The organism is Streptomyces sp. NPDC048370 (genome assembly GCF_043200825.1).
Classification (GTDB): Bacteria; Actinomycetota; Actinomycetes; order Streptomycetales; family Streptomycetaceae; genus Streptomyces.
This window is the reverse complement of the sequence record NZ_JBICYI010000001.1, coordinates 836,455-850,383: the sequence shown is the minus strand read 5'-3', so window position 1 is coordinate 850,383 and position 13,929 is coordinate 836,455. Positions and strand designations below refer to the sequence as shown.

The window sequence follows — 13,929 nt, the reverse complement described above, 5'->3', positions numbered from 1 at the left end:
CCCGGGCGGATCCGCCGCCCTTCCCGGCACGTCGGGCCCGCCCCGGGGCAGTACGCATCTCCATGAGCCCCGGCACCACGCCCCACCCCGCACCCGCCGCTCCGGCGGGCGCGGCGCGGCGTGCCGTGCTCGTCCTGGCGCTCGTTCTCGCCGCCCTGTTCGGGGTGGGCGCCGGTGCGGGTGGACCGGCCTGCGCGGAGGCCAGGCCCCCGGCCACGAGCCAGTCGCCCGACCCGGGCGCCGAGACGCAGGAACTCACCGAGACCGCGGCCACGGCCCCCGGGCGGCTCCGCTCCCGGCGCCGGGGCGTCCGCCCCCGGGACGCGCGCAGGCCCCGGGCAGGCACCGCGTCCGCCGCCGCCCTCGGATCCGTACCCGTACCCCGTCCGCACGGCGACGTCCTGCGGTGCGTGGTGATGCGCTGCTGAGAGGCCCGTCCCTCTCGTGCACCTCACCCCCCACCGCAAGGAGCTCCGCCATGCCCGTCGACCCCTTCGCCGTCCTGCGCGCCCTGCTGCGCGCCGAGGCCGCACGCGCCGAACGAGGCGCGCCCGCCGAACCGGAACGGTCCTCGGCCCGCGCGGCCGAACCCGCCTCCCGCCCGGCCCGGGAGGAGCGTCCCACCCGCTAGGGTCTTTCGTTTGGATCAGGCCGGGTCAGGGAGCGGGGTCTGGTGCCGTGCATCGCAAGGCGGAGGAGGGCGTCATGGCGGAGCCATGGCAACCGACGACAACGCGGCGAGGCGCGGTACCAGGGCCCGCGAGCCCGGCATGATCCAAACGAGAGGCCCTAGGGGACCGCCCGCAGGCGCCGGTGGGCCGGTTGCGGAACGGTGCACGGTGCACGAGGCTGACCCGATGACCTCGACCGACCGGCACCCCACCCCCGATCGGTCCACCGGCCCCGCCGACCACCACCGAGCCCTCGCCGACCGCCACCGAGCGCTCGCCGGTCGTCTTCGGACGACACTCGCTCACCGTCTCCGGACGCTCGGCGAACGGCTCCTGGCGCTCGCCCGCCGGCCCTACTGGGACCGCCCCGACCCCGCGTACCTGATCCGCCGTTGGCCCGACCTCACCGCGCTCTGCGCCGCCACGCTCTTCTTCTGGGCCTCCCTCACCCCGTCGCTCGTCCCGCGCCCCTGGTACCTCCAGGGCGTCGTCGGCGGCATCACGGCCGCCATCGGCTACGCGCTCGGCTCCTCGGCCGCCTGGCTGTTCCGGGCGCTCGTGGCCCGGCGACCAGGCGCGCGCGTACGGGCCCGGTGCTGGCAGGCGTACTGGGTGATCGCCCCGGTCCTCTCGGTCTGGCTCATCTCCGAGAGCGCCCGGATGCAGCGTCAGCTCCGGGTCCTGCAGGGCCTGCCGCCAGGGCTCACCTGGCACACGCCGATGATCGCGCTGATGGCGATCGCGCTCCTGCTGACGCTCCTCCTCGTCGCCCGGGCCGTGCGGCTCGGCTCCGTCAGGCTGATCCGGCTCCTCGGCCGACTCCTGCCCCGGCCCGTCGCCTTCGCCGTCGGGGCGCTGCTCTCCACGCTCGCCGTCCTCGTCGGCGTCAGGGACGTGGTCTTCGACCGGGGGATCGTCGACGTCGCCGACCGGATCGCCGAGGCGACCAACGGCGGTACGAAGGACGGGATCCACCGGCCCGTCTCGCGGTACGTCTCCGGCGGCCCCGGCTCCCTCATCCCCTGGCAGGACCTCGGCTACCAGGGCCGCAACTTCACCGGCTCCGTCCCCACCCGCGCCCGCGTGACCGCCGTGAGCGGCGGCCCGGCCATGGACCCGGTCCGCGTCTACATACCCTCGGCGCTCCCCGCCGCCTTCACGGACGAGCGCCCCTTCGCCGCCCAGGCCCGGCTCGCCGTCCGCGAACTGGAGCGCACCGGCGCCTTCGACCGCCAGGTGCTCGTCGTCGCAGGGACCACCGGCACCGGCTGGGTCAACCCGAACGTGGCCGAGCCGCTGGAGTTCATGTACGGCGGCGACACCGCGATCGTGGCCGTCCAGTACTCGTACCTGCCGAGCTGGGTCTCCTTCCTCGTCGACAAGGAGAAGGCCGGCCAGGCCACCCGTGCCCTCGTCCAGGCCGTACGCGCCCGGATCGACGCCCTCCCCGCCGAGCGGCGGCCCACGTTCCTGGTCACCGGCGAGAGCCTCGGGGCCTACGCGGTGGAGGCCTCCTTCGACGGCCCCGACGACCTGCTCGCCCGCACGGACGGGGCCCTGCTGCTCGGTACCCCGAACTTCTCCCCGACGTCCCAGGAGATCCGGCGCGACCGGGACCCCGGCAGCCCCGTGTGGCGCCCGCAGTACGAGGGCGGCGCGCGGGTGCGCTTCGCCCAGTTCCCCGCGGCCGACCTCGCCCGGCCGCCGGCCCGCTGGCAGTTCCCGCGCGCGGTCTATCTGCAGAACGCCTCCGACCCCGTCGTCTGGTGGTCGCCGGACCTGCTCCTGGAGCGGCCCGAGTGGCTGGCGGACCCGCTCGGCCCGGACATCACCCCCGAGGTCGACTGGTTCCCCTTCGTCGCCTTCTGGCAGACCTCGATCGACATGGCCGTCTCGTACGGAGTGCAGGCACCGCACGGCCACCGCTACGGAGCCGGGGCCGTGGACGGCTGGGCGGCGGTGGCCCCGCCGGAGGGCTGGACGGCCGCCGACACGACCAGACTGCGCGCCTACATCCAGCACCGCGACGCCGCGTACTGACGCACAGCCAGGGGATCGGACCGCGACCGCGGTCAGGACCGTGTCAGTCGGCTGCGTGGCCGCTCGGCGCTGCGGATCCCCGGCCGTGCAGGGCGACGAGCGTGGTGATCCCGGCGGCCAGGACCACCAGCGCCACGAGGGCGGGGACGAGACCGACGAGCGCGCCGGACGCGAGCGCGCACACCCCGCCCACGGCGAGGACCGTCGGACGGCGGCCGGAGGAGCGCAGCACGATCGCCGCGCCGCCGAGCAGGAAGACCCCGACGCCGCCGGTCAGCGACCAGGCCACGACTCCGTGCAGCGGCTCGGCGAGGTCGTAGTGGCCGGGGTCGGCGACCTGTTGGAGGACCTTCTTCATACCGAGCGCGCACAGCACCACACCCGCGACGAGCGGCAGGTGCAGGAAGGTGTACACGTCCCGCGCGAACCGCGTCCGCCCGTCGCCCTCGAGGGCGGCGAGCCGCTGCTCGGCGCCCTCCGCGAGCCGCCGGAAGTACAGCGCCCACAGCGCGGCCGACAGCAGCAGCCCGGCGGCCGCCGCGCCAAGGACGGCGACCGTGACGGGGAAGCCCGACACCCCCACGCCCATCGCCACGATCGACTCGCCGAGCGCGATGATGACGATCAGCCCGTGCCGCTCGGAGAAGTGCCCGGGGGAGTTGACCCGCCAGCCGGATGCCCCCGTCACGTAGATGCCGCCGTAGTCGATGACCACCGCGCCCAGCCACAGCAGGAGTTGGACCTTGCCCGTGTACGCGGAGCCGATCAGCAGCAGCACCATCGGTGGTGCCACGGAGAGCAGCGCCGTACGCCGCAGAGTGGCCCGCAGGGCCGCGTCGTCGGGGCTGGAGAGCCAGTACGAGACCAGATGGAGCGTGCGCACGGCTCCGTAGCAGAGCACGAAGAGCAGCGGGGCCGAGAGCCCACCGGGCCTGTCGGCGAACACCTCGGGCACCACGAGCGACACGATGAAGACGACCGCCATCACGACGACGAGCACCGCGAACAGCGCGCCGGAGTCGGCCCGCACGACATTGCCCAGCCAGGCGAAACAGCACCAGCACCACCACAGCAGCGCGAGCACGATCATCGCCCCGCCCACCCGCACCGGCGACGGATCGGCCGCCATCAGAGCGGTCACCTGGGTGATCGCGTACACGAACACCAGGTCGAAGAAGAGCTCGGCGGGCGTCACCCGATGCTCGTCCCCGGCCGCCACCATCCGCGCCCGGTCCCTGCGCCACGCCATGTGCGTCTCCCCGCGTCCCGGCGGCGGCCCCCGCCGCCACGGCGCGAACAATACCCACGCGCGGGTCACGCGTCCGGCCGGGCGGCTCCGCTCACGCACCCGGCCGGAACACGCGCAGGTCACGCACCTCGAAGGACATCTCGCGCGTCTCCGGATCCGGCGCGGGGTGATAACGGCCCGCGCAGACCGAGAGGTTGACGATCAGACAGGCGTGCCAGGAGGGGCCGACCCCGCGCCCGTCGGCGAAGACCTCCTCGTCGTCGAGCCACCACACCACCGAGCGCGCCCCGAACTCGGTCCGCAGCCGAATCCAGCCGCCGGGCCGCACCGAGGGAGAGCGGTGGTAGAGGTGGGTGCCCCGCACGCGGTTCGACAGTTCGAGCAGGTCGGGGTTGTCGGGGTGGTACTCGAAGACGTCGACCTCCTGCCCGCCGTCGCGCCAGGTCCAGATCGCCGGCCAGGCCCCGGTCTCCTCGGGCAGCCGCACCCGCGCCTCAAGCACGTCCCCGGCCCGCACCTCGAACCCCTCAGGACTGCCCTCCGTCGTCAGCAGCCCGGAGTCCCACAGCCCGTCGCGCCGACGGGTCGCGCGAAAGACCCCGGACCGGCTGTAGGACGGGTCCTCCACCAGGTGGTCCAGCTTGTTGTCCCCCCGGTTGACCGGCCCGCCGTCCGGATACGCCCACGAACGGCCGGCGGTCCACTGCTCCCGTGAGCTGAAGTCCGCGGTGAACACCGGCTCGGAGGCCGGAGACAAGGGCGGCGGCATGGGCGGCTCCTCGGACGGGCGGTGTCGTGCCACCCGATATCTGCCCGCAGGCGCCGCCCCCATGCGGAAGCGCTCACTCCCTGTCGAGAACTCGTCACGACGGGTGGGGGAGGTCGTCCCGGGGATCCTTCGGCGACGTCCCGGGCGCCGGCCCGGTGACGAGGCGCGGGAGCGCGGCGGGGTGCTCGCGGGCGAGCCAGCCGACGAGCTCCTCACGCACGGCGCAGCGGGTGGTCCACACGTCGTCGGAGTCCTTCGCGGTCACCAGCGCGCGGACCGTTATCCCGGTCGGGGAGGTGTCCGTGACGGCCAGGTCCCAGCCCCGGCGGTCCCAGGTGGGGCAGGTCTCCAGGAACTCCCGGAGGTGCGCGCGCATCAACGCGACGGGCGTGGAATGGTCGCAGTGGACGAAGACCGTGCCGGTCATCTCCGCACCGCCCCGCGACCAGTTCTCGAAGGGACGGGAGGTGAAGTACGAGACGGGCAGCGTGACCCGGCGTTCGTCCCAGGTCCGTACGGTGAGGAAGGTCAGCGTCACCTCCTCCACGAGTCCCCACTCGCCGTCGACGACGACCGTGTCGCCCAGGCGCACCATGTCGCCGAAGGCGATCTGGAACCCGGCGAAGAGGTTCCCCAGCGTCGACTGCGCCGCGACACCGGCGACGATGCCGATGATCCCGGCCGAGGCGAGCAGCGACGTGCCGAGCGTGCGGAAGGAGGGGAAGGTCACCAGGGCCACGGCCGTGGCGATCACGCCGACGGCGACGGCCACCACGCGCATGATGAGCGTGACCTGGGTACGGACCCGGCGCACCCGGGCCGGATCGTTGGACCGCCCGGCGTACCGCGCGTACGAGGACTCGACGACCGCCGCCGCGACCCGCACGGCCAGCCAGGCGCCGCCGCCGATCAGACACAGCAGCAGGACATGGCCGACCCCCGCCCGGTGCTCGCGCAACGGCCCCCAGTCCGACGCGCGGTGGGTCCACCCAAGGAGGGCGGTCAGCAGGACGACGTACAGCGGTGTGCGGCACCGGCGCAGCAACCCCCAGAGCGGGGTCTCGGGATGGCGGGCGTCCGCGTGCCGCAGGATCAGGTCGGCCGTGCGGCCGGCGGCGAAGGTCACGAGCGCCGAACCGCCGAGCACCAGCGCAAGCCGAAGAAGGCTCTCCATGGCTCCCCAGTCGAGTGGTCGATGAGTCGTGGACGCCTGGACGTCCGGACGCCTGGACTTCTGGACGTCCGGAAGTCTCGAAGTCCGGACGCACGGGACGTCCACGGGATCGTCCTCCTCGCCTCACCACCGAACCGCCCGCCAAACCCCCGGCTTCGCATTACCTCGCACGTAATCGACCCGCGTCGGGCGCGGCGGCATCGTGGTGCGTACCGGGACTCGGCCGGCGCACTCCGGCCGAGCTTCGGGACCACCAGCAGCGCATACCTCACCGATGGAGGCTGATTCGCCATGTCCCAGGCCCTGCTCGCCGGACTCTCCCGTACCACCAGGCCGCAGTCCATGGTGCGTCGGTTCCTCGCGCTCGACGCCCTCGTCACCGGGGCCAACGCGCTCGCCTACGTCGCCGCCTCCGGGCCGCTCGGTGAGCTGCTCGGCATCGACCGGGCCCTGCTCCTCGAACTCGGCATCGTCCTCGCCGTGTACGCCGCCGGCGTCGCCTGGGTGGCGAGCCGCGTCGAGCCGCCGGTCCTCGGCGTGAAGGCCGTCGTCGACATCAACATCCTCTGGACCGTGCTCAGCGTCGTCGCGCTCGTCGCCTGGCTGGAGCCCACCACCGCCGGGGTGGTGTGGACCCTCGTCCAGGCCGCCACCGTCGCCGGGTTCGCCGGCCTCCAGTGGTCCGCCCTGCGGGCGTCCGCTACCTCCTGAGCGACCGCAGATACGTGACCGTCTCCGGGTCGGCCGGGAGCAGCGTCTCGATGGCCAGCTCGGCGACGGTCACGTCCATCGGGGTGTTGAACGTCGAGATCGACGACACGAACGACAGCACCCGGCCGTCGTGCTCGATCCGCAGGGGCAGCGCGAAGTACGGGTACGGCTCCGGGTCCTCCCGGTCGTCCGGGTCCGAGGTGCCCTCCGGCAGCGGGTACGCCGCCACCTCCTCGTACAGATCCCGTAGGGGCTGCGAGCGGGACAGGGCGATCTGGCGCTCCATCTGGGCCAGCAGATGACCCCGCCACTCCCGCAGGTTCCGGATCCGTGGCGCGAGCCCCTCCGGGTGGAGCGTGATCCGCATCGCGTTCAGCGGCGGGGTGAGCAGGTGCTCCGGCAGCCCGGCGAGCAGCAGCCCGATGCTGTCGTTCGCCGCCACCACCGTGTACGTGCCGTCCACGACGAGCGCCGGATACGGGTCGTACCCGCGCAGCAGCTGCTCGATGCCCGCGCGGAGCGTCTCCAGGCGCGGGTCGTCGAGCGTCGACTCCTGGTACCGGGGCGCGTAACCGGCCGCAAGGAGCAGCGCGTTCCGGTCCCGCACCGGCACGTCCAGGTGCTCGGCGAGACGCAGGACCATCTGCTCGCTCGGCCGGGACCGGCCCGTCTCGATGAAGGAGATGTGCCGGGCCGAGGAATCCGCCCGCAGCGCCAGCTCCAACTGGCTCAGCCGCCGTTGCTCGCGCCAGCCGCGCAGCAGCGGCCCCACCCCGGAGTCCGTCGCGAGAGAAGTCATGCTCCGACGCTATCCCAGGTGTCGGCTCGGGTATCGAGTCCAGGGGACCGTATCGTCGCCGTCAGCAACCACGACCCGAGGGAGTACGGACATGGCCACAGAGCCGCTGTCGCAGAAGGAGATCGAGGACCGGCTGCGTGAGCTCCCCGGCTGGTCCCTCGCGGACGACCGGATCACCCGGACCTACCGTCTCGGCGACCACTTCGCGGCCACCGCCCTGGTCGTCCACGTCGCGCGGATCCAGCAGGAACTGGACCACCACTCGGATCTGACGCTCGGTTACAACACCGTCGCGGTCTCCGTGAACACCCACTCCGCCGGACCCGCGGTCACCGAGAAGGACTTCGAACTGGCCACCCGCGTCGAGAACATCGCCCCGGGACACGGCGCGAGCTGACGACCTAGGCTCTCCCCCATGGGGGAGACCGTGCTGGACTACGACGCCGAGGCGGATCGCTACGACGAGACGCGTGGGGGTGTGCCGCGCGCCGAGGCGGCGGCCGAGGCCGTCCTGCGCCTCGTCCCGCCCGGCGCCCGTACGCTCCTCGATCTCGCCTGCGGCACCGGCCTCGTCACCGAGCGGCTGACCCGACCGGGCCTGCGGGTCCACGGCGCGGACGCGGCGCCCGGCATGGCCCGCAAGGCGGTCCGGCGCGTCCGGGGCGGGGTCGTCCTCGCCGACGCCCGCGCGCTGCCCCTGCCGGACGGTTCCGTCGACGCCGTCAGCGCCGTCTGGCTGCTGCACCTGGTGCCGTTCTCGGCCGCGATCGTCGCAGAGGCGGCCCGGGTGCTGCGCCCCGGTGGCGTGTTCGTCGCCACGGTCGACAAGGACGCGGCCCACGACGTCGGCAGCGACATCGACCGCGTCCTCGCCCCGTACCGCTCCCACGAGCGGGCCTCCGACCGGGGCGACCTGATCGCGGCCACCGCCACCGCCCACGGCCTCGTCCCGGCGGGCGCCACCCGCTTCACCGGCCATGGCCAGGGCACCACCCCGCGCCGCACGGCGGAGAACCTGCGACGCGGCTACTACGCCTCCTGGTTCGACGGCTCCCCGGGAACGACGGTCGCGCTCACCGCCGACCTCGCCGCCCTCCCGGACCAGGATCGCCCCCGCGCCGACCCCGCGTACCGGCTGGTGTCCTTCCATCGCCCCGTCGACCGCCCCGTCAACCGCGACTGAACTCCATCACCCAGTTCGTCACCCACTCCCCGCCGGCCGGCGCGAACGCCTGCTCCCAGCGGGCGGTGTCGGCAGAGACGCCCGACCAGCGGAACCGCACCCGCACGTCCTTGCCCGCGTAGCGGTCCTCGCCGTGGAACTCTCCTGTTCCGTCCTCGGCCCACCGGCCCCTGACCGGCGGGTCGAGGCGGCCGGTACGGCTGTTGGACCAGTTCAAGGTCCACTCGCCCGTCTCCGGCTCGTACAGCCGCAGCGTCAGGCCGCTGAACCCCTTGGACGGGAAGACGATCTCGTCGACATGGGCCCGGCCGCTCCAGAAGAGCCGGCCGGTGGTGTGGCCGGAGAACTCCTCCCAGCCGCTGTCGGGATCGAGGAAGTCCGCGAGGCGACGGTTGTGGACGCTCCAGCGCCCGTCGAGGAAGTCGAAGCCGTCTGCGGTGGTCATGCGCGCTCTCCTGTGGTGCCTGCGGGAAGGGAGTCGAGGACGTAGCCGTCGAGGTCGGGGGAGTCGGGCTTCAGGATGTGCCGTACCCAGGCGTTCCGTTCGTGGTCGATCGGCGGCAGCTCCCACACACACCCGATCCAGGGCAGCGCGGTCTTCACGAAGTGGGTCGGGTCCGTGTCCGGGCAGCCGAGGACCGGCTGGCCGGCCGCCGCGCCGGCGAAGTGGATCACGTTGTCCCAGACCCAGCTGTACGCGTTCAGGTACGCGCCGCTGTCGCCGCCCCTGTGCAGCACGACGAAGGTCGCGGGCGGCGTGCCGTCGGGCTCGGGGAGGATCTCCGGCAGCATCGCGTACGCCGCCTTCTCCACCTCCGGCGCGATGCCCGCCGGGTCGTGCGTGACGTGGTAGCGCTTGACGAGCCTGCCGGCCACCTCGATCGGCGGCGGCACGAAGAGCAACTTCTCTGCGAAAGCCATGGCTGGACTGTAGGAGCGCTTCACTGACACCTTGTGTCAGTGAAGTCCAGCCGACTCATCTCGATCCTTCTCCTGCTCCAGACCCGGGGCCGGATGACCGCCGCCCAGCTCGCCGACGAGCTGGAGGTGTCGGTACGGACGGTCTACCGCGACGTCGAGTCCCTGCACGCGGCCGGTGTCCCGCTCTACGGCGACGCGGGCCACTCCGGCGGCTACCGGCTCCTCGCCGGCCACCGCTTCTCCCGGCTGACCGACCTGTACACCGGGGAGGCGGAGGCGCTGTTCCTCGCCGGGATCCCCGGCGCGGCCGCCGAACTCGGGCTCGGCGCACACTTCGTCGACGCCCAGCTGAAACTGCGCGCCTCCCTGCCGACGCCGCTGCGCGACCATGTCGACCGGCTGCGGGCCCGGTTCCACATCGACGCGCCCGGGTGGTACGCGGAGGACACCGACGCGCCCTTCCTGGCGCAGGTCGCCGAGGCCGTGCGCGCGGGCCGCGTCCTCGCCGCGCGCTACCGCCGCTGGAAGGAACCCACCGACGTCGACCGACGCCTCGAACCGTACGGTCTGGTGCTCAAGGCCGGCCGCTGGTACCTGGTCGCGGGGCCGGGGCCGCGTACGTACCGTGTCGACCAGATCCTCGAACTCGACGTCACGGACGAGGAGTTCGACATCCCCGAGGACTTCTCGCTGACCGACTACTGGTCCGCGCACCAGCTCGCCTTCCGCACCCGGCTCCACGGCGGGGACGCCGTCGTCCTGATCACCCCGGAGGGGGCGAAGCGCCTCACGGGCGACGCGGCGCGGGCGTTCGCCGCCACCCGCGTCCCCGAGCCGGACGGCCGGATCCGCGCCACCCTCCCGATCGAGTCCCTCGCGCACGCCCACCACACCTTCCTCGGCCTGGGCGCGGAGGTGGAGGTCCTGGAGCCGGTGGAGCTCCGAGACCTCCTCACCGAGACCGTCTCCCGCCTTGCGACCCGTTACGGAGTCACGCCCGGGTCGCCGCCCACGCCTCCGTCGCGAAGGCCGTGAAGTCGCGCGGCTCGCGGCCCAGGACCCGCTTCACCCCGTCCGTCACGAAGGCGTTGTGGCCGTCGAGCAGCATCGCGAAGAGGGCGGAGAGCCACTGCGCGTCCGGCGCGGGGACGCCGAACTCCTGGAGCAGGGAGGCGTATTCACCCTCGCTCATCGGGACGTACGTCACCTCGTGGCCCGAGGCGGCCGACAGCACCGCCGCCGCCTCCGCGAAGGTCACGAGGCGGGGACCCGTCAGTTCGTGCACGAGTCCCGCGTGGCCGTCCTGGGTCAGTGTCTCCACGACCACGTCCGCCAGGTCGTCGGCGTCGATGAACGGCTCGGCCGTCCCGGCCGCGGGGAAGGCGAGCGTCCCCGCCGCGACGCCGTCCGCCAGGGCTCCTTCGTTGAAGTTCTGCGCGAAGAACGAGGCCCGTACGACGGTCAGTTCGGCGCCCGAGGAGCCGAGCGCCGTGCGCAGCGCCTCCTCCGCGCGGACCGCGTCCGGCTCGCCGCGCCCCGACAGCAGCGTCAGCCGCCGCACACCGTTCGCCGCGGCCAGCTCGCCGAAGGTCCGCATCGCCTCGACCGCGCCGGGTGCGGCGAGGTCCGGGTAGTAGTTCACGTACGCGGCGTCCGCGCCCCGGAGCGCCGGGGCCCAGGTGGCCACGGACTCCCAGTCGAAGCGGGTCGTACCGGAGCGGGAGCCCGCCCGGACGGTCGCGCCCCGGGCCGTCAGCCGCTCGGCCACCCGCCGGCCCGTCTTGCCGTTCGCGCCGGTCACCAGGATCGTCTGCGTGTTGTTCGTGTTCGTCGTCATGGCTCAAGACTCGCGGGATCCGGGCCCGCTTCCCATGCTCCACGGACTCACTCCCATACGTGTGCGTCCACACTCCTCCCGCTACGGATACGCCCACGCGCCCGGCGCCTCCGCGGTCCCTCCACCGCCCGTCTAACCTTGCGGCCTATGGACGCTCTCGCCGGACTCCTCGACGGACCACGGGCCAAAGGGGCCTTCCTGCTCCGGATGATCATGGAGTCGCCGTGGTCCGTACGGATCGAGGACCACGCGCCGCTCTGCCTGATGTGCGTCACGGAGGGCGAGGCGTGGATCGTCCCCGACCGGGGAGCCCCCGTCCTGCTGCGCCCCGGCGACATCGCGATCGCGCGCGGCCCGGAGCCGTACACCGTCGCGGACGCGCCCGACGCTCCGCCGCGCGCCAGGATCGGCCCCGGCGGCGTCTGCACCACCCTGAGCGGGGAGCCGCTCGCCCGGTCCATGCAGCTGGGAGTACGGACCTGGGGCAACGCCCTCGACGGCGCGAACACCGTCCTCGTCGGCACCTACCAGATGGGCGGCGAGGTCAGCCGCCGTCTCCTCGACGCGCTGCCGCCCCTGCTCCACCTGCCCGCCGACATGTGGAACTGCCCGCTGATGCCCTTCCTCGACGAGGAGATCTCCCGCGACGAACCAGGGCAGAGCGTCGTCCTCGACCGGGTCCTCGACCTGCTCCTCATCGCCGCCGTACGGGCCTGGTTCTCCCGGCCCGGCGCGCAGGCCCCCGCCTGGTACCGCGCCATGGCCGACCCCGTCGTCGGCCGCGCCCTGCGCCTCCTGCAGAACGATCCGGCCCACCCCTGGACGGTCTCCTCGCTCGCGGCGAAGGCGGGCGTCTCCCGCGCCGGGCTCGCCCGCCGGTTCGCCGAGCTCGTCGGTGAACCGCCGATGACGTACCTCACCGGCTGGCGGCTCGCCCGCGCCGCCGATCTGCTGCGCCAGACGGACGCGACGGTCGAGTCCGTGGCCGGACAGGTCGGCTACAGCAGCGCCTTCGCGCTGAGCGCCGCGTTCAAGCGGGTCCGGGGGGTCAGCCCGCAGGAGTTCCGGCGACGGGAGTGAACCCTGTTGCCGGAACGGCAAGAAATCTCGCGTTTCTCGCGCGTCGCCCGCAGGCTGGCGCCATGACTCACGACCACGAGCGCGGCCACCACCACGGCCACGACCACGACCACGCCGACCACCTCGACTGGGCCGCGATGGCGCCGCTCCTGGAGCGCCAGGCCGAACTGCACAGCCCCCTCTACACCCGGGCCGCCGCCTGGCTCGGCGAGCTCGTCCCGGCCGTCGGCGTCCGCCGGGCCCTCGACGTCGGCAGCGGCCCCGGGGTGATCTCCACCCTGCTCGCCGAGGCCTTCCCGTACGCCGACGTGGTCGCCGTGGACGCGACTCCGGAGCTCCTGGAGCGGGCGCGCGAGCGCGCCGATGCCCAGGGCATGGCCGGCCGCGTCACCACCCTGCACGCCGAACTCCCTGCGGATTTCGACGCCTTGGGCGAGGCCGACCTGATCTGGGCGGGCAACTCCACCCACCACATCGGCGACCAGCGAGCCGCCCTCGCCTCCTTCGCCGGACTCCTGAGGCCCGGCGGACTGATCGCCCTCGTCGAGGGCGGGCTCCAGGCCCGCCACCTGCCCGCGAACATCGGCTTCGGCCGACCCGGCCTGGAGACCAGGATCGAGGCCGCGCACGCCGACCTGTTCGCCGAGATGCGGGCCGGACTCCCGGACAGCAAGGACGAGGTGGACGACTGGCGGGCGCTGCTCGCGGACGCGGGGCTCACCCCCAGCGGCACCCGGACCTTCCTCACCGACGTCCCGGCGCCCGTGCCCGCCGTCCACCGGGAACAGATCGTCGCCCACTTCACGCGGCTGCGTGAGCCGCTCTCCGAGCGGCTCGACGCGGAGGACCGGGCGACCTTCGACCGGCTGCTCGACCCGGCTGACCCGCTCTCCGTGCACCGGCGGACGGACCTCTTCATGCTCTCCGCCTCCACCGTCCACACCGCCCGCAAGGGCTGAGCGTCACCCCGGCGCCCGACGGCGGATCAGGTCACCGGCTCCAACTGCCACCACTGGGAGGGGGAGTCGGTGTCCTCCCACTGCCGTACGTTCCCGCCGTCGTCCATCGACCCGTCCTCGACCTCCAGGAGCAGCCCGCTGATGAAGCTCACCAGCGCGACCGTGCCAGGCGACTGGAGGTCCTGCTCGATGATCCACTCCTGCGCGCCGAAGTTGTTCGCCTTCCACTGCTGGATGTTGGCGCCGTTCTCCGTCGAGGCGTTCGCCACGTCGAGCCGCTTGCCGCTCGCCGCGTTCACCAGGTGATGAAGGCCGCCGCCGTTCTCCACCGGAACGATGTGCCAGTGCTGGCCGGGCGTGCCGTTCTCCTTGCCCTGCTGCACGTTGGCGCCGCTGCGGCTCGACCCCTGGTACACCTCGAGGAGCAGCCCGCTGGCCACGTTCCGTACCCGGTAGAGACCCTCGTCGACCGGCGTGGGCGAACCGCTCACTGGGCGAACTCCTTTTCCATGACCGTGACTTCCTCCTGACCGACG

The 13,929-nt window shown here is 73.2% G+C and carries 17 protein-coding genes; 9 read left to right on the top strand and 8 right to left on the bottom strand.

What is annotated here, in order from left to right:
* Positions 1-62 precede the first annotated feature (62 nt).
* The 3 genes from ACGFYP_RS03665 (at position 63) to ACGFYP_RS03655 (ending at position 2,711) form a co-directional block, all read left to right on the top strand.
* Positions 63-428 (top strand): hypothetical protein, encoded by a 366-nt coding sequence (locus ACGFYP_RS03665; RefSeq protein WP_393485926.1) that lies wholly within the window; start codon positions 63-65, stop codon positions 426-428.
* 50 nt (positions 429-478) lie between these two features.
* Complete coding sequence (locus ACGFYP_RS03660; protein ID WP_361962915.1) at positions 479-631, top strand: hypothetical protein; 153 nt, start codon at positions 479-481, stop codon at positions 629-631.
* Positions 632-857: 226 nt separating this feature from the next.
* Positions 858-2,711, top strand: coding sequence for an alpha/beta hydrolase (locus ACGFYP_RS03655; RefSeq protein ID WP_393485923.1), 1,854 nt, complete (start codon positions 858-860; stop codon positions 2,709-2,711).
* A 43-nt stretch (positions 2,712-2,754) separates the two neighbouring features.
* Here ACGFYP_RS03655 and ACGFYP_RS03650 read toward each other — a convergent pair whose 3' ends face one another.
* The 3 genes from ACGFYP_RS03650 to ACGFYP_RS03640 all read right to left on the bottom strand — a co-directional run bounded on the left by ACGFYP_RS03650 (position 2,755) and on the right by ACGFYP_RS03640 (position 5,903).
* On the bottom strand, positions 2,755-3,960 hold the full coding sequence (locus ACGFYP_RS03650; protein WP_393485921.1) for a low temperature requirement protein A: 1,206 nt from the start codon (positions 3,958-3,960) through the stop codon (positions 2,755-2,757).
* A gap of 91 nt (positions 3,961-4,051) precedes the next feature.
* Positions 4,052-4,729, bottom strand: a complete 678-nt coding sequence (locus ACGFYP_RS03645; protein ID WP_393485919.1) for a beta-glucanase — start codon at positions 4,727-4,729, stop codon at positions 4,052-4,054.
* 94 nt (positions 4,730-4,823) lie between these two features.
* Positions 4,824-5,903: a mechanosensitive ion channel domain-containing protein gene (locus ACGFYP_RS03640; protein ID WP_361962907.1), complete on the bottom strand. Its 1,080-nt coding sequence runs from the start codon at positions 5,901-5,903 to the stop codon at positions 4,824-4,826.
* 291 nt (positions 5,904-6,194) lie between these two features.
* Here ACGFYP_RS03640 and ACGFYP_RS03635 point away from each other — a divergent pair, with 291 nt between their 5' ends.
* Positions 6,195-6,614, top strand: coding sequence for a hypothetical protein (locus ACGFYP_RS03635; RefSeq protein ID WP_393485916.1), 420 nt, complete (start codon positions 6,195-6,197; stop codon positions 6,612-6,614).
* On the opposite strand, the gene ACGFYP_RS03630 is transcribed toward ACGFYP_RS03635, so the two are convergent.
* Complete coding sequence (locus tag ACGFYP_RS03630; protein ID WP_393485914.1) at positions 6,604-7,413, bottom strand: helix-turn-helix domain-containing protein; 810 nt, start codon at positions 7,411-7,413, stop codon at positions 6,604-6,606. The genes ACGFYP_RS03635 and ACGFYP_RS03630 overlap by 11 nt on opposite strands.
* Before the next feature lie 91 nt (positions 7,414-7,504).
* Between ACGFYP_RS03630 and ACGFYP_RS03625 the strand changes: the two genes are divergently transcribed.
* Positions 7,505-7,810 carry a 4a-hydroxytetrahydrobiopterin dehydratase gene (locus ACGFYP_RS03625; RefSeq protein ID WP_393485912.1) on the top strand — a complete coding sequence of 102 codons (306 nt, stop codon included), beginning with the start codon at positions 7,505-7,507 and terminating at the stop codon, positions 7,808-7,810.
* Positions 7,811-7,840: 30 nt separating this feature from the next.
* On the top strand, positions 7,841-8,596 hold the full coding sequence (locus ACGFYP_RS03620; protein WP_393486039.1) for a methyltransferase domain-containing protein: 756 nt from the start codon (positions 7,841-7,843) through the stop codon (positions 8,594-8,596).
* On the opposite strand, the gene ACGFYP_RS03615 is transcribed toward ACGFYP_RS03620, so the two are convergent.
* Positions 8,583-9,041 (bottom strand): hypothetical protein, encoded by a 459-nt coding sequence (locus ACGFYP_RS03615; RefSeq protein WP_393485910.1) that lies wholly within the window; start codon positions 9,039-9,041, stop codon positions 8,583-8,585. The genes ACGFYP_RS03620 and ACGFYP_RS03615 overlap by 14 nt on opposite strands.
* Entirely contained in the window at positions 9,038-9,517 is a 480-nt protein-coding gene (locus ACGFYP_RS03610) for a hypothetical protein (RefSeq protein ID WP_393485908.1), read from the bottom strand. Before ACGFYP_RS03610 ends, ACGFYP_RS03615 begins: the two co-directional genes overlap by 4 nt.
* 39 nt (positions 9,518-9,556) lie before the next feature.
* Here ACGFYP_RS03610 and ACGFYP_RS03605 point away from each other — a divergent pair, with 39 nt between their 5' ends.
* Positions 9,557-10,552, top strand: a complete 996-nt coding sequence (locus ACGFYP_RS03605) for a helix-turn-helix transcriptional regulator (RefSeq protein ID WP_393485905.1) — start codon at positions 9,557-9,559, stop codon at positions 10,550-10,552.
* On the opposite strand, the gene ACGFYP_RS03600 is transcribed toward ACGFYP_RS03605, so the two are convergent.
* On the bottom strand, positions 10,509-11,354 hold the full coding sequence (locus tag ACGFYP_RS03600; RefSeq protein ID WP_393485903.1) for an NmrA family transcriptional regulator: 846 nt from the start codon (positions 11,352-11,354) through the stop codon (positions 10,509-10,511). The genes ACGFYP_RS03605 and ACGFYP_RS03600 overlap by 44 nt on opposite strands.
* A gap of 147 nt (positions 11,355-11,501) precedes the next feature.
* On the opposite strand from ACGFYP_RS03600, the gene ACGFYP_RS03595 reads away from it, so the two are divergent.
* Both ACGFYP_RS03595 and ACGFYP_RS03590 read left to right on the top strand, forming a co-directional pair.
* On the top strand, positions 11,502-12,434 hold the full coding sequence (locus ACGFYP_RS03595) for a cupin domain-containing protein (protein ID WP_393485901.1): 933 nt from the start codon (positions 11,502-11,504) through the stop codon (positions 12,432-12,434).
* A 62-nt stretch (positions 12,435-12,496) separates the two neighbouring features.
* Complete coding sequence (locus ACGFYP_RS03590; protein WP_393485899.1) at positions 12,497-13,393, top strand: class I SAM-dependent methyltransferase; 897 nt, start codon at positions 12,497-12,499, stop codon at positions 13,391-13,393.
* 26 nt (positions 13,394-13,419) lie between these two features.
* On the opposite strand, the gene ACGFYP_RS03585 is transcribed toward ACGFYP_RS03590, so the two are convergent.
* On the bottom strand, positions 13,420-13,884 hold the full coding sequence (locus tag ACGFYP_RS03585; RefSeq protein WP_361962887.1) for an RICIN domain-containing protein: 465 nt from the start codon (positions 13,882-13,884) through the stop codon (positions 13,420-13,422).
* Positions 13,885-13,929: the final 45 nt, after the last annotated feature.